Annotated in this window: 21 protein-coding genes and 1 pseudogene; 17 read left to right on the top strand and 5 right to left on the bottom strand. The window is 36.6% G+C overall.

Going from position 1 to position 26,173, the window contains the following annotated elements:
• Positions 1 to 7 precede the first annotated feature (7 nt).
• The 11 genes and pseudogenes from pseI to AOC35_RS11040 all read left to right on the top strand — a co-directional run bounded on the left by pseI (position 8) and on the right by AOC35_RS11040 (position 11,810).
• Entirely contained in the window at positions 8 to 1,054 is a 1,047-nt protein-coding gene (pseI, locus tag AOC35_RS11090) for a pseudaminic acid synthase (RefSeq protein WP_108647143.1), read from the top strand.
• Between the two features lie 27 nt (positions 1,055 to 1,081).
• Positions 1,082 to 2,044: a hypothetical protein gene (locus AOC35_RS11085; RefSeq protein ID WP_108647142.1), complete on the top strand. Its 963-nt coding sequence runs from the start codon at positions 1,082 to 1,084 to the stop codon at positions 2,042 to 2,044.
• A 6-nt stretch (positions 2,045 to 2,050) separates the two neighbouring features.
• A complete protein-coding gene (locus AOC35_RS11080) occupies positions 2,051 to 3,157 on the top strand; it encodes a glycosyltransferase (RefSeq protein ID WP_108647141.1) in 1,107 nt (368 codons plus the stop codon).
• Between the two features lie 119 nt (positions 3,158 to 3,276).
• Positions 3,277 to 4,440: a glycosyltransferase family 4 protein gene (locus tag AOC35_RS11075; RefSeq protein WP_108647140.1), complete on the top strand. Its 1,164-nt coding sequence runs from the start codon at positions 3,277 to 3,279 to the stop codon at positions 4,438 to 4,440.
• Positions 4,437 to 5,498 carry a glycosyltransferase gene (locus AOC35_RS11070; protein ID WP_108647139.1) on the top strand — a complete coding sequence of 354 codons (1,062 nt, stop codon included), beginning with the start codon at positions 4,437 to 4,439 and terminating at the stop codon, positions 5,496 to 5,498. The genes AOC35_RS11075 and AOC35_RS11070 overlap by 4 nt, the downstream gene beginning before the upstream one ends.
• 196 nt (positions 5,499 to 5,694) lie before the next feature.
• Positions 5,695 to 6,003 (top strand): annotated as a pseudogene (locus tag AOC35_RS15935) (acyltransferase family protein); the annotation flags it as partial.
• 64 nt (positions 6,004 to 6,067) lie between these two features.
• On the top strand, positions 6,068 to 6,502 hold the full coding sequence (locus AOC35_RS11060) for an acyltransferase family protein (RefSeq protein ID WP_108647137.1): 435 nt from the start codon (positions 6,068 to 6,070) through the stop codon (positions 6,500 to 6,502).
• Between the two features lie 3 nt (positions 6,503 to 6,505).
• Positions 6,506 to 8,584 (top strand): asparagine synthase (glutamine-hydrolyzing), encoded by a 2,079-nt coding sequence (asnB, locus tag AOC35_RS11055; RefSeq protein ID WP_108647136.1) that lies wholly within the window; start codon positions 6,506 to 6,508, stop codon positions 8,582 to 8,584.
• Between the two features lie 27 nt (positions 8,585 to 8,611).
• Positions 8,612 to 9,652 carry an EpsG family protein gene (locus AOC35_RS11050; RefSeq protein WP_159077557.1) on the top strand — a complete coding sequence of 347 codons (1,041 nt, stop codon included), beginning with the start codon at positions 8,612 to 8,614 and terminating at the stop codon, positions 9,650 to 9,652.
• A gap of 15 nt (positions 9,653 to 9,667) precedes the next feature.
• A complete protein-coding gene (locus AOC35_RS11045) occupies positions 9,668 to 10,645 on the top strand; it encodes a hypothetical protein (RefSeq protein WP_108647134.1) in 978 nt (325 codons plus the stop codon).
• A gap of 31 nt (positions 10,646 to 10,676) precedes the next feature.
• On the top strand, positions 10,677 to 11,810 hold the full coding sequence (locus AOC35_RS11040; protein ID WP_108647133.1) for a glycosyltransferase family 4 protein: 1,134 nt from the start codon (positions 10,677 to 10,679) through the stop codon (positions 11,808 to 11,810).
• 29 nt (positions 11,811 to 11,839) lie between these two features.
• On the opposite strand, the gene AOC35_RS11035 is transcribed toward AOC35_RS11040, so the two are convergent.
• From AOC35_RS11035 to AOC35_RS11015, 5 genes are all read right to left on the bottom strand, one after another.
• Positions 11,840 to 15,412, bottom strand: coding sequence for a YjbH domain-containing protein (locus AOC35_RS11035; protein ID WP_108647132.1), 3,573 nt, complete (start codon positions 15,410 to 15,412; stop codon positions 11,840 to 11,842).
• Positions 15,409 to 16,239: a hypothetical protein gene (locus AOC35_RS11030; RefSeq protein ID WP_108647131.1), complete on the bottom strand. Its 831-nt coding sequence runs from the start codon at positions 16,237 to 16,239 to the stop codon at positions 15,409 to 15,411. The genes AOC35_RS11035 and AOC35_RS11030 overlap by 4 nt, the downstream gene beginning before the upstream one ends.
• A 148-nt stretch (positions 16,240 to 16,387) precedes the next feature.
• The gene (locus AOC35_RS15615) at positions 16,388 to 16,720 is read right to left on the bottom strand and encodes a hypothetical protein (protein WP_170107028.1); all 333 of its coding nucleotides are present in this window, start codon (positions 16,718 to 16,720) and stop codon (positions 16,388 to 16,390) included.
• A gap of 260 nt (positions 16,721 to 16,980) precedes the next feature.
• Positions 16,981 to 17,826 (bottom strand): class I SAM-dependent methyltransferase, encoded by an 846-nt coding sequence (locus AOC35_RS11020; protein WP_108647130.1) that lies wholly within the window; start codon positions 17,824 to 17,826, stop codon positions 16,981 to 16,983.
• Between the two features lie 128 nt (positions 17,827 to 17,954).
• A protein-coding gene (locus AOC35_RS11015) for an IS3 family transposase (RefSeq protein WP_425440625.1) occupies positions 17,955 to 19,177 on the bottom strand; the annotation gives its coding sequence in 2 pieces (ribosomal slippage) (positions 17,955 to 18,884 and positions 18,887 to 19,177; 1,221 coding nt in all).
• 306 nt (positions 19,178 to 19,483) lie between these two features.
• Between AOC35_RS11015 and AOC35_RS11010 the strand changes: the two genes are divergently transcribed.
• The 6 genes from AOC35_RS11010 to fcl all read left to right on the top strand — a co-directional run bounded on the left by AOC35_RS11010 (position 19,484) and on the right by fcl (position 25,998).
• Positions 19,484 to 19,897: a hypothetical protein gene (locus tag AOC35_RS11010; RefSeq protein WP_108647129.1), complete on the top strand. Its 414-nt coding sequence runs from the start codon at positions 19,484 to 19,486 to the stop codon at positions 19,895 to 19,897.
• Positions 19,898 to 19,983: 86 nt separating this feature from the next.
• Positions 19,984 to 20,997 (top strand): NAD-dependent epimerase/dehydratase family protein, encoded by a 1,014-nt coding sequence (locus AOC35_RS11005; protein WP_108647128.1) that lies wholly within the window; start codon positions 19,984 to 19,986, stop codon positions 20,995 to 20,997.
• A gap of 95 nt (positions 20,998 to 21,092) precedes the next feature.
• Positions 21,093 to 21,653, top strand: a complete 561-nt coding sequence (locus AOC35_RS11000; protein WP_108647127.1) for a sugar transferase — start codon at positions 21,093 to 21,095, stop codon at positions 21,651 to 21,653.
• Positions 21,654 to 21,841: 188 nt separating this feature from the next.
• On the top strand, positions 21,842 to 23,764 hold the full coding sequence (locus tag AOC35_RS10995) for a polysaccharide biosynthesis protein (RefSeq protein ID WP_108647126.1): 1,923 nt from the start codon (positions 21,842 to 21,844) through the stop codon (positions 23,762 to 23,764).
• Positions 23,765 to 23,851: 87 nt separating this feature from the next.
• A complete protein-coding gene (gmd, locus tag AOC35_RS10990; protein ID WP_108647125.1) occupies positions 23,852 to 24,973 on the top strand; it encodes a GDP-mannose 4,6-dehydratase in 1,122 nt (373 codons plus the stop codon).
• Positions 24,974 to 25,026: 53 nt separating this feature from the next.
• A complete protein-coding gene (fcl, locus tag AOC35_RS10985; RefSeq protein ID WP_108647124.1) occupies positions 25,027 to 25,998 on the top strand; it encodes a GDP-L-fucose synthase in 972 nt (323 codons plus the stop codon).
• Positions 25,999 to 26,173: the final 175 nt, after the last annotated feature.

The following is a 26,173-nucleotide window of genomic DNA, read 5'->3' as shown; positions in this document are numbered from 1 at the left end:
GAAATAAATGGCATTAAAGATAGGAAATATAAATATTGGTTTAAATGAAAAACCATTTGTAATTGCTGAAATGTCTGGCAATCATAATCAATCTCTTGAAAGAGCATTAGAAATCGTTGAAGCCGTTGCTCGAAGTGGTGCTCATGCATTAAAAATTCAAACATATACCCCTGATACTATGACCTTAGATTTGGATGAAAGAGAGTTTCATATCGGGGATCAAAGTAGCTTATGGCAAGGTAAATCTCTATATAAGTTATATGCGGAGGCTTATACACCATGGGAGTGGCATAAGGAAATTTTTGACAAGGCAAAAAGACTTGGAATATTAGCTTTTAGCACACCATTTGATGATACCTCAGTAGAGTTTCTCGAACAACTTGACGTTCCATGTTATAAAATTGCGTCTTTTGAAAACACAGATCTACCCTTAATTAAACGAGTAGCTGCAACAGGGAAGCCATTAATCATTTCAACTGGAATGGCAACTATCGCAGAGTTGGACGAAACTGTTCGAACAGCGAGAAGTGCGGGTTGCAAAGATTTGATATTATTAAAGTGTACTAGTACATATCCAGCTACTCCTGAAAATACCAATATTTTAACAATTCCACACCTTAGAAACATGTTCAATTGTGAGGTTGGACTTTCTGATCATACTATGGGTGTAGGTGTATCAGTAGCAAGTATTGCTATGGGAGCATCAGTAATTGAAAAACATTTCACACTTAATCGAAAGGATGGGGGTGTAGATAGTGCTTTCTCCATGGAACCATTAGAAATGGCACAACTCGTAATTGAAATTGAACGAGCCTGGAAATCCTTGGGCAAAGTCACATACGGACCTACTGAGGCTGAAAATAAATCTCTGATGTATAGAAGATCACTTTATATCGTTAAAGATTTAAAAGCCGGAGATATTTTAAATCAAGAAAATACCAAAGCCATAAGACCTGGTCTAGGGTTACCTACTAAATACATTAATTTGATTATGGGTAGAAAAATCAATCAAGACATTAAAATTGGTACACCAGTTAGTTGGAACCTGTTTTAAAAAACTCGAATTTTATAATTTCTAATAATGAATAATTGTTTACCTAAATACAAATTTATAAAAAATAGAAGTGGTATTGACAGATATGGATTTTCTAATGTACTAGCCTCTAGACTTGGATTAAGATATGCACCAAGATCATTCGCTGACTGGGTTCATGGTTGGTTTTGGTGGGACTCAGTTAATTCAGAAATCATGGGGTTTGAAAAATATAGGAGAGATCTATCAATCGTTGTTCAAAATGAAGTGCATAAAAATTTACTTATTCAAGAGGGGTTTACAAATGTGACAGCAGGCGGATTGCCTTTTTCTTACGTACCTCAACAGCACGACCTAAGAAATAATAATTCGTTATTAGCATACCCACCTCATTCAGCTGAATCAGAAATTTTAACAAACAATCAGGAGAAATACTTTGACTACTTACTTTCTTTAAAAAAAGATTTCGAAAGTATCTATGTAAGTATTCATTATTTAGATATTAATAAACCTATTTATCACTTAGCTCTAAAAATGGGATTAAATGTAATTCAGGGAGCTAACCCCGCAGATGCAAATAGTCTTTTAAGAGTTCGTTTTATGCTGGATAAATTTAAATATGTTACTTCAAACTGTATGGGAAGTCATATGTTGTATGCGTTATATTCCGGTTGCTCATTTTCGTTCTCAGGACCATTTTATTCTTACGAAGAGACAATTTATTTAACAAATAATAATTTTCATAATCATTCATTAAACCGTATTGAACATTCACTTAAAGTATCCAATGAGCTTTATATAAAAAACAAATTTCCTCAGTTCTTTAAAGATCACCCCAAAAACGGTTTACAAAATTTGGATTATGCAAAAGAAGAAATTGGTGAAAAATATAAGTTAAATCCTAATGAAATAAAAAAAGCGCTAGGTTGGAGTGTTTATGGACAATTAAGTGGGTACTCTTCAGGAATTATTAGAAGAAGTAAGCGTTTATTACCGTCATTTAAATTATAAGATTCAATGAAAAAAATCACAATCATTCTTCCCACATTAGGTGGAGGAGGAGCTGAAAAATTACATGTTAATCTCGCAAATTATTGGTCTTCGAAAAAATATTTATTAGAAATTATTTTACTAAGAGGTGATGCTGAAAATGGGGTATTAATTCCGTTGCTATCTTCTAATATTAAGGTTGTGAATTTAAATACTCTTCGAATGAGAGACTCAATTCTTCCATTGGTAAATAAAATAAGTATGTCTGAATCAGATATACTTATTACTGCTATGTGGCCATTAACTTCAATAGTAGTTATTTCTTGGATACTTTCTGGAAAAAAAGGAAAACTTTTCCTAAGTGAGCATGAAAGCCTTAGTTTAGCTTATTCAAATATTAGTAAATTTAAATATACCTTACTAAAAAAATTAATTCAATTTACATATCCAAAATCTAATGGAATTATTACAGTTTCTGAAGGGTTGAAAAAAGATTTATCAGATTTAGGAAATATATCAAATAAATTAATTAGAGTCATATTTAACCCAACATCTAATATAAAATTAAAAAATACTTTAGAAGTCATGCCTAGGGAACCAAGTTGGAATCCAAACAGTGCTTTTAAAATACTTTCAGTAGGTAGACTAACCCCAGAAAAAGATCATTTAACATTAATAAAAGCTTTTTCGCAAATGCCAAAAGAATTAAATATAAATCTAGTGATTTTAGGAGAAGGATCGATGAGGCCTTTATTAGAAGAGTTAATTATTAGTAATAATTTATCAGATAGAGTCTTTTTACCTGGTTATCAATTAGATCCTAACCCATGGTATAAAAGTGCTGATTTATTTGTTTTGAGCTCAATAAGAGAAGGATTTGGTAATGTTATTGTTGAAGCTTTAGAGCACGGAGTACCGATAGTTTCAACAAACTGCCCAAGTGGACCTGCTGAAATACTTGAAAATGGACGTTATGGCAAATTAGTTCCTGTGAAGGATACACATGCCTTAGCAAATGCAATGCTTGAAAGTTTAAAAGAAACCCATTCTCATGAAGATTTAAAGAATCGAGCGAAAGACTTTTCTGTTGAGAAAATATCTGAAGAATATTTGGAATATTTTTTTCATAATTAATGATTATTTTAGAACTTACGTAAACTAAGGCTCTGTCAATTTTGAAATCACCAAAATACTACTTAAATTTACTTAAGATTAAGGTTTGAGTGGGGATACTATATATATCTTACGATGGAATGCTTGAACCACTTGGACAATCCCAGGTCATGTCATATTTAAAAGGTTTGTCAAAAGAACATATCATCCATCTAATAAGTTTTGAAAAAACTGAGGATTGGAAAAAAAATATTGAAAGAAGTGAAATATTACGAGATATTCAAGACCACAACATAGTTTGGCACCCACTCAAATATCACAAAAGGCCATCTGCATTCGCAACTTTTTGGGATATTTTTTGTGGTAGTCTCCTTGGGCTTTATCTGATTATTCGATACCAATTAAAAATTGTACATGCAAGAAGTTATGTACCATCTGTAATGGCTCTTATTTTAAAAAAAATTTCAAGAGTAAAGTATATATTTGATATGCGTGGCTTTTGGGCTGATGAACGCTTAGATGGAGGATTGTGGAAACGAGAAAGTAAATTATTTCGAGTTGCTAAACATTTTGAACGCTTATTTTTGTTATCAGCTGATCATGTTGTTTCACTCACATATGCAGCTGTGCGAGAAGTGGAGAAATTCCAATATTTGAAGAACAATTTACCACCGATGACTGTTATACCGACTTGTGCAAATCTTGACTTATTTAAACCTCAAGATGTGAAACAGCTCAATGATAGCTTCACATTAGGTTATGTGGGGTCAGTGGGTACATGGTATCTTTTTAAAGAAGTTATTTCAGCATTTAAGCAATTACTAGAAATTAACCCCAATGCTAAATTTTTGATAGTAAATAAAGGTGAGCACGAATATATTCAAGAATTACTTAGAAAAGAATCTTTACCAAAAGAATCTATAAAATTAATTTCTGCGAAGCATTCTGAAATTCCCCAACTAATGTCACAAATGGACGCTGGAATATTTTTTATAAAGCCAACATTTTCCAAGCAAGCATCTGCTCCAACAAAATTAGCAGAATTTTTAGGGTGTGGAATACCCTGTTTAAGTAACTCCGGGGTGGGGGATATGGCTCTGATTTTAGAAACAAATCGAGTCGGCGTTGCAATTAAAAGTTTTGAAAATGAGACCATAAAAAATGGACTCGAATGTTTATTAGAGTTAAAGAAACAGTCAGATATTCAAGAGCGTTGTAGAAACGTTGCTTTAACCAATTTTTCATTGAAAGATGGTACCAAAGCTTATAAAAAAATATATGATGGGCTGTTAAAAATAAAATGATTAAAGTTTTGGGTTTAGCTCTTTACGGTCCATTAGCTGCTAGTCACAGATATAGACTAAGTCAATACGTTATTGGGCTTGAAAAAGTTGGTATACAACTTGAAATATACAGTCTATTAGGAGATGAGTATTTAAAGTGGCGCTTTTCTGGTGGTAAGATTCCAATATCTAATTTGCTACTATCAGGCTTAAACCGGTTTATAGAATTATCTCAAATTTATAAATATGATTTGGCAATACTACAATGTGAATTATTTCCTTTTGCGCCAGGTTTTTTAGAGAAAGCTTTTATTCGTAAGCCCTATATCTATGATTTTGATGATGCTTTCTATTTAAAATATCGTACTGGAAGATATGCATCAGCAAAAAAATTATTGGGGAATAAATTTGATCGTGTAATTTCTGGTTCAACGTCCATAACAGCCGGAAATCACCAATTAGTTGAATACGCATCCAAATTAAATATTGATACGAATTATTTACCAACAGTAGTTGATACTGAAAAATATATTCCCAATATTAAAAGTCGTAACTCTAGCGTATTTAATGTCGGATGGATTGGATCACCATCCACTTCAATCTATTTAAACGAATTAATTGAGCCACTCTCGAAATTGGCAATGGAATGTTCAGTAAGACTAATAATAATAGGAGCTAAAGCACCTATTATTCCAAATATTGAAGTTGTAGAAATTAAATGGAGCGAAGCTACAGAAGTTGATTTAATTAATACATTTGATGTTGGAGTTATGCCACTAATTGATACAGAGTGGGAAAGAGGGAAATGTGCTTTTAAGCTTATTCAATACTTAGCATGTTCTGTACCGGTTATTGCATCGCCAGTAGGAGCTAATAAAGATGTAGTTAACGAAAGCTGTGGTTTATTTGCAAGCAACTCAAATGAGTGGTTAGAGGCTTTTAGAATTTTGAGAGATAATCAAAATCTTAGATATGAAATGGGCTCAGCTGGAAGAGAAATAATTATTAGGAATTATTCTCTTGAGATGAACTTACCAATTTTTTCAGAGATTATAAAAAAAGTATCATATAAAAAATAAATGTTAATAAAAAATAAAATAAAATTGTTGACTTATTTAGCGGTAAAAAAATATAAATAATCAAATAAATATTCTTCAAGTATTAAGAGGCTTAGCTGCATTAGCGGTTCTTATTCATCATGCTTTCCTTCGAACTAACGCGTTTGTGGAACAAATACCACTTTATTTGGCAAAGTGGTAAAATCTAGGATATCTAGGAGTTGATTTATTTTTTGTTATATCTGGCTTTATTATTATGCATATTAATCAAAATAATAACAATCCTAAAATAATGAGTTTATATATTAAAAAGAGATTTTTAAGGATTTATCCGATCTACTGGCCGATCGGAGTAGGAATGATTATTTTGTACATTTTATTCCCTAATTTATCTGCAGTTAATGGTGGAAGAGATTATAGTATCATTAGCTCAATTTTTTTAATACCTTCTAATTTACCGACGGCATTATCTGTAGGTTGGACGCTTCATGTAGAACTCCTCTCAATGAGAAAATTCTACTTCTAAATTCAGTTAACCTGTGGGGGGATTACCAAAATACCCATTAAGTATATTAAATATTGAGTTTATAATGGGAGTATGTGTTGCAGAGTTGTATAAAGATAAAAAAAGATTAAAATCGAATAATCAGCTAATCCTTATCTTGGGAACCCTAATAAGTATTTTAACATTTTATAGTTTAGGATATAATGATACTATATTTACACGGTTGATATTTGGTTTTGGGATAGCCTTAGTTTTACTTGGATTAGTACTGCAAAATGAGATTAAAATAAATGGATTAACCTTGCCATTAATTTTATTAGGGAACGCAAGTTTTTCAATATATTTAATCCATAATCCACTTTTGTCTATGACACAACGATTGGCGAGAGATATTGGTCTAACTTGGTATTATTCCCTATGTTTTGGCGTCGTTATATCGATATTTATTGGATTTTTATATCATCGATTGTATGAAGTGCCAATGCTTAGATTTTTACATAAAAAAATTAGGAATCAATAGTAAATGTGTGGAATAGTAGGTATATTAAGCAACTCTTCAACTAATCATGAAGATTTAAATAAAATTACTGAGAAAATGGCATTAGCAATATCTTATCGAGGCCCAGATGATATGGGTGTTTGGAGTGATATTGAACATGGAATAGCACTTGGTCATCGTAGATTATCGATTTTAGACTTATCAGCAGCTGGTCATCAGCCAATGCATTCAAATAGTCATCGGTATGTTATTGCGTTTAATGGTGAAATTTATAACCATTTAGAAATTAGAGCTGAATTACAAAATATTGAACCCAATATTATCTGGAGTGGGCATTCTGATACAGAAACTTTACTTGCTGCATTTGAGAAATGGGGAATTATTCCAACTCTAAATCGAACAGTTGGAATGTTTGCTATTGCATTATGGGATAAAGAAACTAAAAAACTTCATCTAATCAGAGACCGAATTGGTGAAAAACCTCTCTACTATGGTTGGACAAACAATGGTCATGATAATGTAAAAGGTCAATTAGGGCAGGATTTTATTTTTGGGTCAGAGTTAAAAGCCTTAACTGAACATCCAAAATTCTATAATCAAATTAGCCGTTCTGCATTAGCAAATTATTTACGATTTATGTATGTTCCAGCCCCTCAAAGTATTTATCAAGATATTTACAAGTTAGAGCCTGGCTGTATTTTAAGTATTAGTGAAGTTTTTCCTGCATCTCCAAATGAAATGTTAAGGGCACCATTAAATTTAAATGGTTTAAGTCTGACCCGGTGGTGGTCATTAGCAAACAAGGTTGAATCCGGATTAACTAATTTAATAACAAATGAAACTGATGCATTGGAACAACTCGAACTTCGTTTAAAAGATTCAGTAAGTTTACAGTCATTATCAGATGTTCCATTAGGTGCATTTCTCTCTGGAGGGGTTGATTCATCCACTATTGTTGCTCTAATGCAAGAGCAATGTATGAATCCTGTAAAAACTTTCACCGTAGGATTTGAAGAATCAGGATTTGATGAATCCCCCTTTGCTAAAGAGGTTGCAAAACACTTAGGTACAGATCATAGTGAATTATTTGTTACTGCTAGTGAAGCAATGGCAGTGATTCCACTACTCGCATCCATGTACGATGAGCCATTTGCAGATTCATCCCAAATTCCCACCCATCTGGTATGTAAAGCTGCTCGTCAACATGTAACTGTTGCTTTATCAGGAGATGCTGGAGATGAATTGTTTGGAGGATATAACCGTTATTTTTGGGGCCCACGTATCTGGAATAGGATATCTTGGCTACCCTATTCAACAAGACAAATCTTAGGTTCAATGATTGCAGGACTACCTATAAATATTTGGGATAGTCTGAGTAAACCAATAAATGCAATGTTGCCTAATTCGAGCAAAGTAAGTCGACTTGGAGATAAGGCACATAAATTAGCGCATCGTTTAAGTACGATTCAAGATTTAGATGGATTGTATTGGAGTTTAGTATCCGAGTGGGAGGATCCAGCTAACTCTTTACTAATCAGAGATTCTCAAATTTTATCAACGGAAAACATATCCCAAGAACTCTTTAATCCGTTAAATATCAACTTCCCAACTGTCGGTCTTGAAGAATCTCAACAACGTATGATGTATTTTGATAGTATGACCTATCTACCTGACGATATCTTATGTAAGGTCGATCGTGCTGCAATGGCTACGAGTTTAGAAACAAGGGTCCCTTTTTTAGATCATAGAGTCGTCGAGCTTGCATGGCAATTACCACTCAATATGAAAATTCGAGACAATAAAGGTAAATGGGCTTTAAGACAAGTTTTATATAAGTATGTTCCAAAAGAATTAATAGAAAGACCTAAAGCTGGATTTGGTATTCCCATTGGCCAGTGGTTAAGAGGACCACTGAAAGATTGGGCTAATAGCTTGCTGGATGAAAGAGTAATAAGAAGCCAAGGTTATTTTAAAGTAGAAATTATTCAAAAAAAATGGCAAGAACATATCCGTGGAGATAGAGACAATACTACCTCGTTATGGTCTATCCTAATGTTTCAGTCTTGGATAACTCATCAAGGGTCTCTCAAAGGGAAAAATTAGAAAATGTTGCCTTATTGGGTGTTATTTATGATTCCAGCTTTATATGCTTTAGGTGATGTAAAGAAAAATTTTCAATTAAGAAAGGTTACGAGTTGGGATATAAACTGGTATTTCATAATAACAGTTATTTCTTTAATGGTTGGTTTCAGATATCAGGTGGGAGGGGACTGGGACTCATACCTAGATAAGTTGGAAAGCGTTTCTTTTGGTTTTAAAGAAGCTCTTCTCGAATCAGGAGATCCCGGATACAACTTGATAAATTGGCTAAGCCTATTTTTTGGGGGAATATTCGTTGTTAACTTTGTTTGTGGATTGATTTTTACACTAGGATTAGTTTTGTTCTGTAGGACTTTACCCTTTCCATGGTTAGCTATTACAGTAGCAATACCGTATTTAGTTATTGTGGTTTCAATGGGCTATTCTAGACAGGCTGTAGCAATCGGTATTTCTATGATGGCACTAGCTTCATTAAATCAGAGAAAACTGCAACAAAATATTATTTACTCTAGTATAGCTGTATTGTTTCACTCATCAGCAATAATTATGTTGCCATTTTATGCGCTATCAATCAAAACTAAACGATGGATTCTGTTACCTATACTTGCAGTTTTAGGACTATTAATTTATCAATTTCTAATCGCCTCAAAAGTTGATAGTTTTACCGAAGGTTATTTATACAGTTTTTACAGTTCATCGGGTGCAAAAATACGCGTTTGGATGAATGCAGTACCAAGTATTTTATTTTTAATATTCAGAAATAAATTTCCAATTAGCAATTCAGAAAAGCAATTTTGGACATTAATGGCTTTAGGTGGAATCTTAACAATTTTTGTATTGCAAGTTTCAACATCCAGTACAGCAGTTGATCGTGTTGCCTTATATTGGATTCCGATACAGTTGTATGTTTTTTCTTGGTTACCTTTAGTATTACGAAAAAATTTAGATCCTAAAATAACCACTTACTTTATTGTTATTTATTATGCGATTATTCAATTTGTTTGGCTTTTCTATGCAGATACAGCTTTCGCTTGGCTTCCTTATCAGTTTTACTTTTTTGGCGTTTGGTAACTTAAAAAAGTTGAAATGAAAAAAATCAATATTTATTTTTTAATAATAATTTTATTAAATTCAATTACTTTATTACTTATAGTTAATTTAAAAAATAAACATCAAATTTATTTAAGAAACTTAATGTTTTCAGAAATCATTGCAGATTCAACAATATCTAATGAAAACGACCTAAATTCCTTAATTACTAAAAACTTTAAAACTGAAAATAAAGAAAACTTTATCAAATATATGAATCCTAAGGCTATGGATGATCTAAGTCTTATAAAAAATCAATATAAAGGAAATGATTCAGATAAATTCTTAGCGGTTAGTATTTTGAAATATTTAGGTGACAATCCATCGGGACAAATTTGTGGGGTGCCATCTTTAGGTAAAGTAGTTTTTGATGTAGAGAAAGGAATAGGATGTTGTTCCGATTACTCAAAGGCGTGGATTTTTTATGCAGTTTTTTTTGAACTTAAGGTTCGAGAAGTAAATTCTTTAAATCACACAACAGTAGAATTTTATGACGGAAAACTTAAAAAATGGGTTTGGTTAGATCCGTTTAACAGAGCACAATTTTCATTGAATAATGAATTATTGAATCAATATGAAGCAAGAAAAACCACCTTGTTTGAACAATTAAATATTATTAATTTGAATGAAAAAAGATTAAATATTGACTTAGAGAATTACGAAGGATACAACACATCTCAGTTATCTACCTTACTTTGGAAAAAAGGCATCAATTTTATTGAGGTAGAAGAATGGGATAGTAGATTACGAAATTTCATGTTACCTAAACCTATTCGCCAATTAATTTTAATAATCACTGGAGTTTCACCAGGTTGGCTAATGTTAACAAATGATAGTTTGGCAAGCTATTTACGAATATTAAAGGCAGCCATCTATTTATTAATAGCAATCTATTCTTTAGTTAACTTGTATCTAATTTCGATAATTGTCATTTATATGAAATATCCTAGACAAGCTTTACCAATTAAAGCATAGAGCTTTTTGGGTCATTACAAATACTTATAACTTGTCTATTAAAATAAAAACGATTGCGATTGTTTCTAATACGAGTTGGAATTTATGGAATTTCCGACTCAGTTTAATGAACGCATTAAGACAAAAAGGTTTCCAAGTCATAGCAATCGCTCCCTATGATGAATATTCATTAAAGCTTAAAGAAGTTGGATTTGTTTACCATGAAGTAAAAATCAATGGCGGTGGCATTAATCCCTTTGAGGAACTAAAGTCCGTTTACAACTTTTCAAAAGCATTTCATCTTTACAAAGTAGAGCTAGTACTAAGTTTTACCCACAAAGCAAATCTGTACAGTATTTTTGCAGGAATATTTTCTAACACTCCCTGCGTTCCCAACATCTCTGGATTAGGTAGAGCATTCATAAAAAAAAGCTGGTTAAGTCATGTGGTCAGAGCACTATATAAAGTTACGTTAACAAGAGCGCCTAAGGTTTTTTTTCAGAATTTAGATGACCTTCATGTCTTTCAGCAGCTCTCTCTCTTAAAAAACAATCAGGCAATTCCTGTCCCTGGTTCAGGAATTGATCTAAATAGATTTTCTTCAAGTCATTACTCACCGCGCCCTTTTGATAAAACCGAATTTTTATTGATTGGAAGAATGCTATGGGATAAAGGAGTCGGAGAGTTTGTTGAAGCAGCGAAAATTGTCAAAATAAAATATCCACAAACGAAATTTATTTTAATTGGACCAAGCGATTACGATAATGCCTCAGCAATAACATTAGCAACTCTAAAGGATTGGGAAGCAAAAGGTATTGTTGAATACATGGGGCAACTTGACAATGTTATTCCACAGATTGAAGCCGCAGATGTTGTAGTGCTGCCCAGCTATCGCGAAGGATTACCAAGATCGTTACTTGAAGCTTGCGCAATTGGTAGGCCATTAATTGCTACTAATGTGCCAGGTTGTAAAGATCTTGTAATTGAGGGTGAAACGGGTTTTTTATGTAACCCTAAAGATGCCGAGGATTTAGCTAATGCAATGATTCGCTTTATAAAACTTAGTGATACGCAAAAAAAAGAAATCGGACTTAATGCAAGAAAGTTAGTTGAAGAAAAATTTGATCACAATATTGTCATCAATAAGTATTTAGAAACAATTCAAGAGTTGATGCGAACTGACTAGTAATATTATAAATCTACCAATTACTCCTTCTACCTCTCTAGCCCAAATCGTAAAATCCGCTCATCCCTCATACCAGTCATGTTATATAACTGATACATCCGATTCAGTTTAGCCCCACCATCCCTAACCAGCGGATTCCATAAAATCGTTGCAGTATCATTACTGTACTTCGTAAAGAATGCATCGAATGGGATTGAAACATAAATCCCCTTGTCAAAACTTCCCTCTCCAAATTGTTCTGCTGAGACATTTGTTCTCGTAAAGTAAGCGCCCATCTTTACACCATTCGAAAATGCTTTCGAAACATCCACGGTGTATCCACGGTCCCCAGCTAAATACTGACCGTAACTAAGCTTCGCTAAAACATCTTCCCAACCTGTTTGCCAATAAGCAGTAATATGCCCTGTTGTAACTTGATAATCTAAAAAGTTAAAGCGTTGATCAAAGTCTCGTTGACGCACTTGATTCACATCAACCCCTACAGCTAAAGAGCTATTCAACGGACGATATAACCACTCACCGCCAACACCACCATACATCATCTCCAGCATCCCGCCATAAGCACTGAAATAATGACTATCTCCAACTTTAGCAACCTGAGTAGCTTGTAATGTTGGAATTGTTAAACGATTAGAAGTTAAATACTCTCGCATGTAAGTACGCACCCTTGGTAAATTACTAGGCGCATCGTAGGTAAATTTATCGTAGTTATCTAATACACGCAGACTTGTAATACCTTTAATCCAGGCCCCATCCCATAAAAGTAATTCAGCAGTACCTAAAGCACTTAAAGCAAATAAATAACCATTAGGCCCACCAATCGTCTGCTGGTAACCAACATCAAAACCACCAGTTAATCGTTGAGCTTTAGGACCATTTATTAAATAATCATCACCAGTATTTGTGTCGGCAATGCTAGTGGAATTGGTGGAAGAAGGCGCAACTACTGCCTGGGTAGTTGAAGTCGGATTAACCAAATTAGAAGTACCCAAAGTAGAATTAACAAAGGATGAACCAGCAGAAGAAGACAAGAGAGTTTCGGAAGGATATTCCGATACAAGCCCCTCAGCTAGTACTGTCTTCGTTGGCCCTAATAAAGAAATGTTCTTCATCATCCAAGCTTGACGATTGTATGATTGCTTAATTAAAGGTAATTGTCGTTGTTGATACTGAATCACAAATTGAGTCACATCTTGCGGTGCATCTCGATGTAAAACTGCAATCACCCGATTGATTCTTTCTTTAAGATGAACCCCAGTTACTTCATCTAGCGTTACCATCCAACGTTTATTCTTCTGCTCAATACGCACTAAATGCCAACCACTTTGTTCACGAATATCATTCGATGTTTTTACAATATCTAACTTCTTATTAACCAAAGTGACATTTGACCCATTCGTCAAAATAGAAGGGGACTCTTCAGTTTTTATAAGAGTGCTACTCAAAGTTGAGAGACTTCTTACCTCTTTGCCATTATTCTGCAAAGCGCTAATTTCAGAAGGCTGATTAAGATTGGCCGCATTTTGATCTATCTTTGATTGATCTACTTTAATTAAACGTTGATTAGCTAGGCTATTCATCACCAAACCATCATTAGCAGAATTAGCTGAGGGTTGCCAAGGATCAATACTCGGAACATTGATCCTCTCATTCGTTGGTGGACTAATAGACTTATAAGAAATAGGAATTGCTGGTGCTTCCATTAACTTCGGCACAGAAAGTTTAGATAAGTTATCGAAAACCGATATAGAAATCATCGCTGTATTACCACGCTCTACCCCAACCGTTAAATTGGCATTATTCCAACGATAGACTGCCCCAAAGTTAATCGGACTGCGTTGTTCAAGCGTCGTTGAAAAAGGCTCAGTCTGATAATTATTCCCATCCAGCTCTAGTTTTAAACTCAGATTAGGGATGGAGGTTTGATACTGAACCCCGCCAAATAAAGCCGTTTGCCCATGAAAATAGGTGCCAAAGGAGAAGTTTCCTCCCGATCCAACATCTGCGGTAGGGCGTGAACTAAAGCTTGAGCCAAAGAGGGAAAATGGATTCTTAACATTCCCCCGATTACCCAAATAACCCCAAGCAAGGCCAGCACTAAAATCAAAATCACCAAAGCGCTTATTCGCGACCACATATTCACCTGAGAATAAACCCGTTCCGGTTAAATCACGCAACCCAACAGCAACATCAGGAAAAGTTGCGGTTTCTTGTAAAAGACGAATTTTCAGATCAATACTTTTATCAACGTAGGACTGATTACCAGATAACTCATAGGAACCATAGGCATTATTTGTATCTGAGGAATAACGGAAAGAAGTTTCTAACCAAGGTAAGGGTTGTAAGACAAAGTTGTAATGAGAATACGGCGTAATGTGAGAATAACTAAACAAAGCACTACCAGCAGGCATCATCCGAGATGTAGGAGTTTGTAATAAGCCAATACTTCCCCAATCGCTGGCAATCAATGCAGAATCTTTTGGCTGATATTTCTCACTTTGATCTAGCTTAAGGTCAAATACGATATCTTCAACAAAGGTACGGTCAGCCTTAAGAAATTCAGACAGAGCTACTTGATCTGAAGGTCCTTGAGTAGCTAAAAACACCGCAAACTCTTCAGAAAATGCTTCTGAAAAATACCCCTTCTCTGATCCATAGGTGTTCCAGGGCAGTTGCTGGGTAATTTGATCAATCCCTTTAGGAGATTTAGGCACCCAAATCCAACTGCCAGCTGCAGGATAGTTTTGGGTACCTGCGTTCCAAGTAGAAAGACTTACTTTTTGAATGACTCCATCTGCCTGAATCACCCACGCCCAATCAGAAATAGAATTCGTATTGGCGCAAAGCTTTGCATAGTGCTTGGCATACACACTACGTTTAAAAGGAATCACACAAACCCGACCGTCTCCTTGTATCAGAGTTACGGTATTTTTTCTCTCAGGATTCTTTAAGCTATCTTGCGAGCTGATAATCGGATCTAACTGAGGATGCGTCTCTAACCAACGCGGATCTGTAGCGGGTAATAAAACTCTGCCAGTAACTGGTAGGCTTTGAATCAAGCCACTTAAAGTATCGATAGCCGAGGTTTTCACAGAACTAAGACTAGATGGATTATTCGCTTGAGATGAGCTATTCAATTCTTTAGAAGAAGACTTTTGTAAACTTGATAAATAACGGAGTAAATGATCTTTTTGTTTTTGTTGGGCAGCAATTTCACTGGGAGTATTCCACATCATCCCTTGTAGGCTAACCACTTGATTGGTAGTATTTTGAGAAGCTGTATTAGGATTTGGAAGATTTTGAGGTAGAGCCGTCGCATTTTCAGAGCCAATAACGGTACTTAAGCGTTGAGCGCTCTTGAGAGTTAAATCGCTAGTCTTCTCTTGGGCAAATCCAGAGGTGGGTAGCATGGATAGAGAAATACAAAAAACAGAGCAGAACGATACCCAAACAACAGACTTGGAATCAATCAAGCCAGATTTCGTAGGGTAGCTATTTATTAAGTTAGCTTTTACTAAGAAAGTTTTAACAGAAATAGCTTTTAATGAGAAATCCTTTTCTGAAAGGACTTTCTGGGAAGAGTTGTGTAGACGAGATTTCATGGTTGAACCGGCCAAGGCGTCCAAGTGATACAAAACTCTTTAGATAAACACTGTTGCCCGATTACTTGCGTAAAGCCAGCGTTACTTTTTACAAAACCATACCAAGCAAAACTAGCACCTTTTTTCTTAAAAATATCATTCGGTTGCGGTGTCTCTGATACCCAAATCAATTCTTTATTCAGCAGATATTTTTTAAAAGAGCTAGGGATCGTTTCAGGGATTGACGGAGTTGCTAAGACTGAAGTTAAAGGTGCCGTAAGGCTTAGGTTAGAGGGGGGATTAAAGGCGAATACAACTGAAGAAATACGCTCCTCACGCATTACTTGATAACTAGGCATTACAACATAGGATTGTGAAGAAAAGTATTTCTTAGTGTTTCTGATCGCAGAAGTAGATGTTTTAGAGGAAGAGCTCATTTCAGTATTTAAAAGGAAGTCAAAACTTGGGGCATTGCTACGAGAAACCTCATACCAGTTTTGATCAAATCCAATACTTCCTAAATATCGCCCCTGTTGAATACGCAGAACAGATCGATCGCTACTGTACCAAACATCTATGGGGCCGTTAGGATTAGAATCCACGTAACCTTTCACCAATAGTACGTCAAAGCCATTTATATTTGCCCGAAAGTAAGTCAAATTATTTTTTAAAGGCGCTTTTTCAATTTGAGCTGCCTCATTCCTAAACCCCAATTGCATCGTTTTCCAAGCTGCATCGGATTGTGAAGAGCAGCCTTGCAGAAACCCTAAAAAGAATGTGGCGAAACCAATAAGAACAAGAAAATCAATTTGCTTTAAAAAATAACGTTGGAAAGGGGATTCATTCATCTATTTATTCGAAGACATATTGAGTATTAACTTAACTTATTACTTAACGTTAAGCCAACCAATATGAAGCTGATATTTTTTATTAAAGAAAATCGAAAAGTGCAAAAAACGCTCCGAATAGGAGCGTTTCTCTATCATTTAGAAAAAATTATTTAGTACCAGTAGTATTGTTGTTATTGTTTGCAGAAGCAGCTGCGGCCGCCGCTCCAGCTACAGCAACCGTTGCACCAACGGCTAAAGCCGCAGTAGAAACTCCCAATGCACCAGCAGCGGCTGCAAATCCACCTGCCGCCGCACCAGCACCTGCCGCTGCGCCTGCGGCACCAGCTCCAGCGGCACCAGCAGCACCTCCTGCTGCTGCACCTGCACCTGCCGCTCCACCACCTGCACCTGCAGATCCAGCCGCTGCTGCCCCTTCTAACTGAGCAAATGAATAAGAACTAAAAGCACAAAATATTAAAGCAGTAACGATTTTCTTCATTTTTATTCCTTTTTTAAGCAATTATTAAACAATTTTTAATTAAATTCATTCTAGCAAAGTATTGCTCTTATTTCTAACCTTATTTCCTTGTTTTATGCGTAACATTTGATATTGCTTTTAAAAAAACATCAGCTAACAAAAAACTAATAAACAAGGCTATTAAACCTAGAAGATATTCATGCGGCTAGGTTGAGCTTAAATGGGCTCGATTAGGTCTTGGTATTGATCTCTACAGGTCGCGGCCTTAGTCATAAGCTTGATTAAGACTTTCTCCCAAGAACTACCCAATAGGGAGTTTTATCACTAAAAGTAATGTCTACAAAACCTGCGTTTTCCATCATTTGCTGAATTTCAACCTTAGTAAAGCGTTGTTCTAGTTTTGTACCAAATCGATCTAGCGCATCAGTTCTTAAAAAATAAAAGGGTTTATTTCTGTAGTCAGATAAGGGGATGTTTGAAACATTAAAGCCGAGTTGTTCAAAGACTAAAGATAATCTTGAGAAGGGGTAATAAACAAAAAATGCGATGAGTTGGGAAACAAATAATTTAATTTTAAAAGGGAGAATGGACACGAATTTACGCACAATATCTGATAAATTCCAAATCAACTTAAACCACGCTGGTTTATTGTCAAAACGGTAATAGAGATAAAGTAAAAAAGGGGCACCATTCTTTAATTTAGAGGCACAAGACTTTAGACCTTCTTCAGTTCGGGGTATGTGATGTAATACGCCTAAACAATATCCAAAGTCTTGGGAGTTGTCTTTGAGTTGGGTCTCAGAAACTGAATTACATTCAAACACGCAGTTGGAGAAGTTTTTTAAATTATTTTTTGCTTGCTCAAGCGCCAAGGGACTAGGGTCGATACAGTTCAGTTGCTTGACTTTAGGGGCAATAAACTTAGACCATCTACCACTGCCACAACCCATATCAAAACCAATCGATTCTGTATTCAGTTGATGTAAAGGAAAAAGATGAAAGTATTGATTAAACGCTGCCAATAAATCATCATGATGAATATCTTTTTGATTAAAGGTTTGCCATTCCCTACCAAAATCTTCGACAACATTTATATCAACATTTTCATTTTTCAAGTTGTCTGTCATTAATGTGTTTCTTTAGATTAAATGTAATTTAGGATCTGGATCAAAGTTAAATCATAAGATAATAATAAAAATTAAAAAGAACACTAGAGTGGACCCGATAGGCTGGACAGTTTTTAACTGGGTTTAAGCTATACTTTTACTGCATTGCAACTGTGCAGCGTTGCCCCGTAATCCACTTCTTGTTTCAATCCTACAGGATATTTCTGAAGAATCAAAGCACCCCCACCTTGACCTGATTCATAAACTTCTTGAGGAGTCCTATCGGATAATGCTTGGTGAGGTCGTTCTTCATTATAAAAATCAAAATATCTTTTTAATCCAAGCTTTAACTCTTTCGTATTCGAGTAGCTTTGCAAATAAATGTCCTCATATTTCACACTTCGCCAAAGTCGTTCGACAAAAATATTGTCAAAGACTCGGCCTCTTCCGTCCATACTAATACTAATTTCTTCCCGCTTGAGGACAGAAGTAAAAGCATCGCTGGTAAATTGAGCCCCTTGATCACTATTGAAGACTTCTGGTTTGCCATGCCGGATGAGAGCATCCTCTAAGCAGGCGATACAAAAACTGGCCTCCATCGTATTGCTAATTCGCCAACTGAGGACCTGCCGTGAGTACCAATCAATAACTGCCACCAAATAGACAAATCCTTGAGTCAATCGAATATAGGTGATATCGGTACTCCAGACTTGATTCGGTCTGATCACCAAGACTCCTCGCAGTAAATAGGGATAGATTCGATGACCGGGCTGTGGTTTGCTCGTATTTGGTCCTGGGGACATACCAGCAAGTCCCATCAAACGCATCAATCGTTGTACTCTTTTACGCCCAATTGACTCGCCACGCCGCCTCAAAAAAGTCTTCATCCGTCGACTACCAAAAAATGGTCGGCTAGTGTACTGCTCATCAATCAGCTGACTGATCCGCAGATCATCTTCACCCCCCAAGGCTGGAACTTGCTGAGCATGGAAACTGGATCGGGCAACGCTAACTAAGGCACATTGGCGACTCACTGAGACCCCTTGAACTTTGCCAATCCATGACATACGGATCAAGGTAGGCTGATCCCGGACTTTTTTTTAAGCCAATCCAGTTCTACCTTTAATTTGCCAATTTGGCTATAGAGCTGATCAGGCTCACTGTGCTCAGAGATAGGCTTTGGACCACGCTTACCCTCAAAGATGACTTTACACTGATCTAAGATGGCTTTTTTCCATTGTGCAACTTGGACTGGATGTACCTCATACAGCTGCGCAATCTCATTAATTGTCTTATCAGACCGTATCGCCTCAAGCCCAACTTTCGCTTTGAAATCAGACGTATGGCTAACCCGTTTTTTTCTTTCGCTCATATCTTTCCTTTAGATAGAGCATAGCTTAAACTACTGTACAGAAAACCGGGTCCACTTCACACTTACAGCAAAAGTTGAAGTAATGTCAATAATAAATTTGTAATAATCAATTAATATGTATTTATTAATCTTAATACATAAAGACCTATTTTTTTACATGGTAGATATAAATAATTATTGGTAGTATAATACTACTAAAAATTTATTTCAAAATTTATTCATCTGAATTTAAAAGAATCCGTTTTCCTTGAAATAAGTTCGCCATATGTTTTCTGGCGCCGAATGATCTTTTAGTTTGGTAAATTGATGACACAAACTATTCTTAAACCGCATCATTACTCAATCCTTGCGGGCTGTATTTTTATTGTGATTCTTCTTTTTTTATCTCACGATAACCCAAGATTGGGTGATGAGGCGATATTAAATTCAAGTTTGATTCACTTTTTTTCCTACGGCATACTCACTATTTTTATCTATCTAGGCTTGAGTTTAGATAGATTAGTAAGGATCGGCCTTACTTTATTTATTGCAATTGTCTTGAGCCTTTTTCATGAGTTAGTTAGGAATATATTTTCGAACGATTTAATAGGTTTTGAAATGAGTACCGCAGATTATTTTTTGATGGACTGTCTGGGAACTGTTACTTTTGTTATAGTAATGTCAATCTTCGATGTATTCTTTTTTGAAAGAGCCGATGATCCTTCTTATGAAGATGATTGAATAGAAAATTCAATCTTAAATTTTACCTACTAGATTCTTACTTGTATCCAGCAATAACCAAATAAATTACACTTTGGAAAATCTTCATGAATGACGTAGGCAATGAACAATCTAACCAATCAATCAAGAGGGTTTTAATTACAGGTAGTAATGGAATGATTGGGTCAGCTCTGATGAACTATTTACCCACTCAAGGATTTGAAGTTTTTGGAGCATTAAGGACATCTACTTTAGTTTCAGATGAAGCAGAATTAAAAGATAAAAATCATCTAAAGCACATAGTCGTCGGAGAGATTAACCAGAGAACCGATTGGTCGACAGCTTTGAAGAACGTGGATGTAGTGATCCACACCGCTGCCTGTGTGCACCAAATGCAAGGCTCAAAAGATTATGACATTGTCAATCATTTAGGTACGGAGCAACTCGCAAAACAAGCAGCTCAGACGGGTGTTAAAAGATTTATTTTTTTAAGTTCCATTAAAGCAATCGGTGAACGAGGTCATTTTAAATCCATCACCATTTGTCAGCCACAAGATGAGTACGGCAAGTCCAAACTAGATGCCGAACAAAAATTAACCGAAATTTCTAAACAGACGGGTATGGAGCTCGTAATCCTCAGATTGCCACTCATTTATGGACCAGGCGTTAAAGCCAATTTCAGAAAATTAATTCAGCTAGTGCAGCTTTGTTCTCTTAAACGGATTCCAATCCCATTTAAAGGAGTCAAAAACGTAAGATGTATGATGGGACTGCGCAATCTTGTGGACTGCATCACTTGTTGTATCAATCATTCAAATGCAACCGGAATGATGTATTTACCCTCCGATGGAGTACCCATTTCCACCCCCGAATTAATGCAAAAAATTGCCAAGGCTTTGGCCGCTGCTAATCAAGCAAAGCCTATTCATCTATTTTTTGCACCAACCTCTTTACTAAAGTTAAGCTTTGTTTTAATGGGTAAAAAAGCTTTAGCGGATCGCTTATTGGGTGATTTAACCGTGGATAGTCGATCGATTCAAGAGGATTTGTCTTGGCAGGCTCCTTATACAGTAGATGAGGAACTGCGGTACACCATTGATGCTTTTATAAAAAGTAGTTAACAAAATAGTTAATAAATCATTGAATCAAGGCTAAAGTCATTGCGATTCAATAACAATTCATCCGAGTAAAAACTGCTTTGAAATACAATAAGTGCATGAAAAGACTTTTTGATTGCACTGTAGCGCTAATTTGCTTAGTCATATTCTTGCTCCCTCTATTGCTCATTTCCATGGCAGTAGCGATGACCTCAACCGGTCCAATTTTCTATTGGTCCCAAAGGGTTGGTAAAAACAATCAACTTTTCTGGATGCCAAAGTTTCGTACCATGCGAATCAATACTCCAACTGTTGCCACCCACCTCCTTGACAATCCAGCGCAGTGGCTTACACCCATCGGGCCAATGTTGCGTAAAACCAGCTTAGATGAATTACCACAACTTTGGTCTATCCTCATGGGTCATATGAGTTTTGTCGGACCAAGACCTGCGCTTTTTAATCAACAAGACTTGATTGAGCTGAGAACGCAACAGGGAGTTCACATCCTAACCCCGGGTCTGACTGGCTGGGCACAAATTAACGGGCGAGACGAATTACCGATTCCACAAAAGGTGGCATTTGATTTTGAGTATTTAGAAAGACAATCCTTCTGGTTTGATATAGAAATTATGATGAGAACCTTTTTAAAAGTGCTCAAACATCAAGGAGTAAAGCATTAGCAAATCGCTAATGAGGATCAGTAGTTTTAATTCGACTATTTTTTTCATCAGATTTCAATCAAAAGGAAGATTTATCCTGATTAGGCTTGAACAACGCAAATTTAAGAAAACATTTACCTTACTAAGAACAATATAATTTGAAAACTCGCTTGAAAGAAAAAATAGTTAATGATTAACTCAATTACTCCATGAAAAAAACCTTCGGCCAATATGCTGTCCCTTTATTAGGATTGCCCAGAGTAACCAAGCGACTTATTGCAGTTTTAGTCGATGTTTGCTTGTGCGCATGGACAGTTTGGTTATCGATGGTGCTTCGATATAGTGAGTTCATTGACATCACCCCTTATCGACTGCTAGCTGTCTTCTTATCTATTGGGATTGCAATCCCGATTTTTATTAAAACCGGATTCTACCGAGCGATTTTTAGGTACAGTGGATTAAATGCCATTATTTCCATTGCGCGATCAGCCGTCTTATATGGTTTGATTTTTTCTTTTATTATCCTTGTGGCGGGCTTTCCTGGAGTGCCGAGAACCATTGGTATTATTCAACCTGTCTTACTTTTGGTCTGTATTAGCGCATCTCGCTTGCTGGTTCGGTATTGGTTGGGTGAGGATTACGATCAGATATTAAAAAAAATGAATCGTCCGAAAGCCTTGATATTTGGCACTGGTAATACCGGACGTGAGTTAGCCGATGCCTTAGTCAATAGTCCGGATATGCAAGTCATTGGCTTTTTAGAAGATGATCAAAAGTTACATGGTAGCAATATTAATGGTTTACCCATTTATAAACCTGAGTGGTTGAAAAAAATAGCCGACTCTGAAGAGCTTAGTTATGTGTTGCTAGCAACCCCCAACCTCAGTCGTGAAAGAAGAAATGAAGTACTCTCGCTCATTAGCGAAGCGCATGTGGCGGTTAGAACACTGCCAAGTATGGGAGAGTTGATTCAAGGGAAGGTTAGCATTACCGATTTACGCGAATTAGAAATCGAAGATTTATTGGGAAGAGAGCCTATTGCCCCAAAGACTGAGTTAATGGCTGCAAAAATTACGGGTAAAGTCGTCGTAGTCACTGGTGCTGGGGGGTCGATAGGTAGTGAGTTGTGCCGACAAATCATGTTGCTTGAACCCAAAACACTCCTTTTAATTGATCATAGTGAAGCCGCGCTGTATACCATTCATCAAGAAATTGAACTGAAATGGAATACTCAACAGACCTCGGTTATTCCTTTAATTGCTTCAGTCCAAGATAAAAAAAGAATATCTGAAATTTTAAATAAATGGCAACCAGAGACTGTTTATCACGCGGCTGCTTATAAACACGTTCCTTTAGTGGAACATAATCCCGCTGAGGGAATTCGTAACAATGTTTTTGGTACGCTCACAATCGCCACTGTAGCGATTGCAACAGGAGTGCGGGACTTTATCTTAATTAGTACTGATAAAGCCGTTAGACCTACGAATATGATGGGGGCAAGTAAGCGACTTGCTGAAATGATTCTGCAGGCTTATGCACAGCATCAGTCAAAGACAATTTTTACGATGGTACGTTTTGGGAATGTTCTTGGATCCTCAGGCTCGGTCGTGCCAAAATTTCGAGAGCAGATTCGCGTCGGTGGCCCGATATCCGTTACGCACCCTGAAATGACGCGTTACTTTATGACCATTCCAGAGGCGGTTCAGTTAGTCATTCAGGCGGGTGCACTTGCTAATGGAGGTGAAGTCTTTGTATTAGATATGGGCGACTCCGTCAAAATCATGGATCTAGCTAAGCGGATGGTAGAGCTATCTGGACTCACCATCAAAACTGAGGACCAACCCAATGGTGATATTGAAATTGAAATAATGGGATTGCGGCCCGGTGAAAAATTATATGAAGAGCTCTTAATTGGCGATAACCCAGAAAAAACTAGCCACCCAAGAATTATTAAAGCAAGCGAACAGTTTATCGCTTTAGAGGATTTAACCTTAAAGTTAAGTCGACTAGAACATAATCTAAACCATACGAACGATATGCAAGAACTGCGAGCTTTCATCGCTGAATTAGTGCCAGAGTACTCACCAATGGATGAAATTGTCGATTGGGTGTATGCGCAAGACGCTGTTTAAAGTACGGAAGTTGCCTAAACTCGATTACTCTGGAGTATAGGTAAAGTAAAATCTATTTAACTTTAAATAATAATTTAATAAATTAATATGCATAAAATCGCTCTAATAACTGGTGTAACTGGGCAGGATGGCTCTTATCTAGCCGAATTCCTGTTGGAAAAAGGGTACATTGTGCATGGTCTCAAGCGCCGCGCTTCATCCTTAAATACTGATCGAATTGATCATATTTACCAAGATCCGCATATTGATAATCGTAACTTTGTACTACATTATGGCGATTTGTCTGATTCCAGTAATCTGATTCGCATTGTGCAACAAACTCAACCCGATGAAATTTACAACCTTGGCGCACAAAGTCACGTTGCTGTCTCCTTCGAGTCTCCTGAGTATACAGCTGATGTTGATGCACTCGGAACCCTGCGTATTTTAGAAGCGATTCGGATTTTAGGACTCGAGAAAAAAACTCGCTTTTATCAAGCTTCCACTTCCGAGCTATATGGTTTAGTACAAGAAATTCCACAAAAAGAAACAACGCCTTTTTATCCAAGAAGTCCTTATGCAGTGGCAAAAATGTATGCTTATTGGATTACAGTGAACTATCGTGAAGCTTACGGTATCTATGCCTGTAATGGTATTTTGTTTAACCATGAGTCTGAGCGTCGCGGAGAAACCTTCGTGACTAGAAAAATTACTAGAGGTTTATCCAATATTGCCCAAGGTTTAGATCAGTGTCTCTACATGGGTAACATTGATGCGCTTAGAGATTGGGGTCATGCGAAAGATTACGTCAGAATGCAGTGGATGATGTTACAGCAAGAGCAGCCTGAAGATTTTGTGATTGCTACCGGTGTTCAGTACAGCGTGCGTGAATTTATTCAAAAAAGTGCCGCTCAATTAGGTCTTACCTTAGAGTTCATCGGTCAGGCTGAGTCTGAATATGCAAAGGTCACTCGTATTGAAGGGGATAAAGCCCCTGCCTTAAAGGTGGGCGATGTCATCGTGCGGATTGATCCAAGATACTATCGCCCAACCGAAGTAGAGACTTTGCTTGGTGATCCAGCAAAAGCCAAAGCAAAATTAGGTTGGACGCCAGAAATTACTTTAGACCAAATGGTTGAAGAAATGGTCGCCCATGATTTGGATCAAGCCCGTCAAAGTGCTTTATTAAAGGAGCACGGTTACAAGGTCTCCGTTGGTCTAGAACACTAAAAATACTCATTCCAAAAGTGTAGTTACATTGGTTCATCAAATAGTCGAAGCTTATGAAAAACTTATCAGAAAAAATTTATGTTGCAGGGCACCGAGGAATGGTTGGCTCTGCCATCATTAGAAACCTTCAACAACAAGGTTATACGAATTTTCTGACAAGAACCCACCAAGAATTAGATCTGACGAATCAAGCCGCTGTTGCTACCTTTTTTCAGGAAGAAAAACCTACTCAGGTCTATTTGGCAGCAGCAAAGGTGGGAGGGATTCATGCGAACAATACCTATCCAGCGGAGTTTATCTATGAAAACTTGATGATGGAAGCGAATATTATTCATCAAGCCTTCTTAAATGGCGTACAAAAACTCCTCTTCCTGGGGTCCAGTTGTATCTATCCGCGCTTAGCTCCCCAACCGATGTCGGAGAGTGATTTACTCACCGGTAAGCTCGAGTCCACGAATGAGCCGTATGCCATCGCTAAGATTGCTGGCATCAAATTATGCGAGAGTTATAACAGACAGTATGGCAAGTCACACGGCATTGATTACCGGTCCGTGATGCCTACCAATCTGTATGGTCCAGGAGATAATTACCATCCAGAAAATAGTCATGTGATTCCCGCATTAATTCGGCGCTTTCATGAAGCCAAAGTTGCCAATCTACCAGAGGTCGCTATTTGGGGGACTGGAACCCCAATGCGAGAGTTCTTGTATGTCGAAGATATGGCCTCGGCTAGTGTCTTTGTGATGGATCTGGATAAAGATACCTATGAACAAAATACGACGCCAATGCAGTCCCACATTAATGTCGGATTTGGCTCTGACGTCACCATCAAGGAATTAGCGCTTGAAGTAGGGCAAACAGTTGGATACCAAGGTCAGATCACTTTTGATACTTCCAAGCCAGATGGAACTCCCCGTAAGCTCATGGATAGTAGTCGACTGCAAAACATGGGGTGGAATGCCAAGGTCTCTTTAAAAGAGGGTTTAAAAATTGCTTACGAAGACTTTTTATTCAAGAGTAAATAAAAGCCATTCTTTATTGCCAAAAATAACTCTGCTTTGATGTGATAAATTATTTTTGTCCTTCAAAGAGTCTTAAATATGTAAATTAGCTTCCCTTTTAATAATGCAGTTATGAAATGATAGATTTATAATCAAAATAATTACTTTAATTGTTACTATCAGTTTTTGTTAGCACTAA

It is taken from the genome of Polynucleobacter rarus (assembly GCF_003072505.1).
GTDB classification, from domain to species: domain Bacteria; phylum Pseudomonadota; class Gammaproteobacteria; order Burkholderiales; family Burkholderiaceae; genus Polynucleobacter; species Polynucleobacter rarus.
Note: the sequence above shows the minus strand (reverse complement) of the source record. Positions and strands in the feature narration are given on the sequence as shown.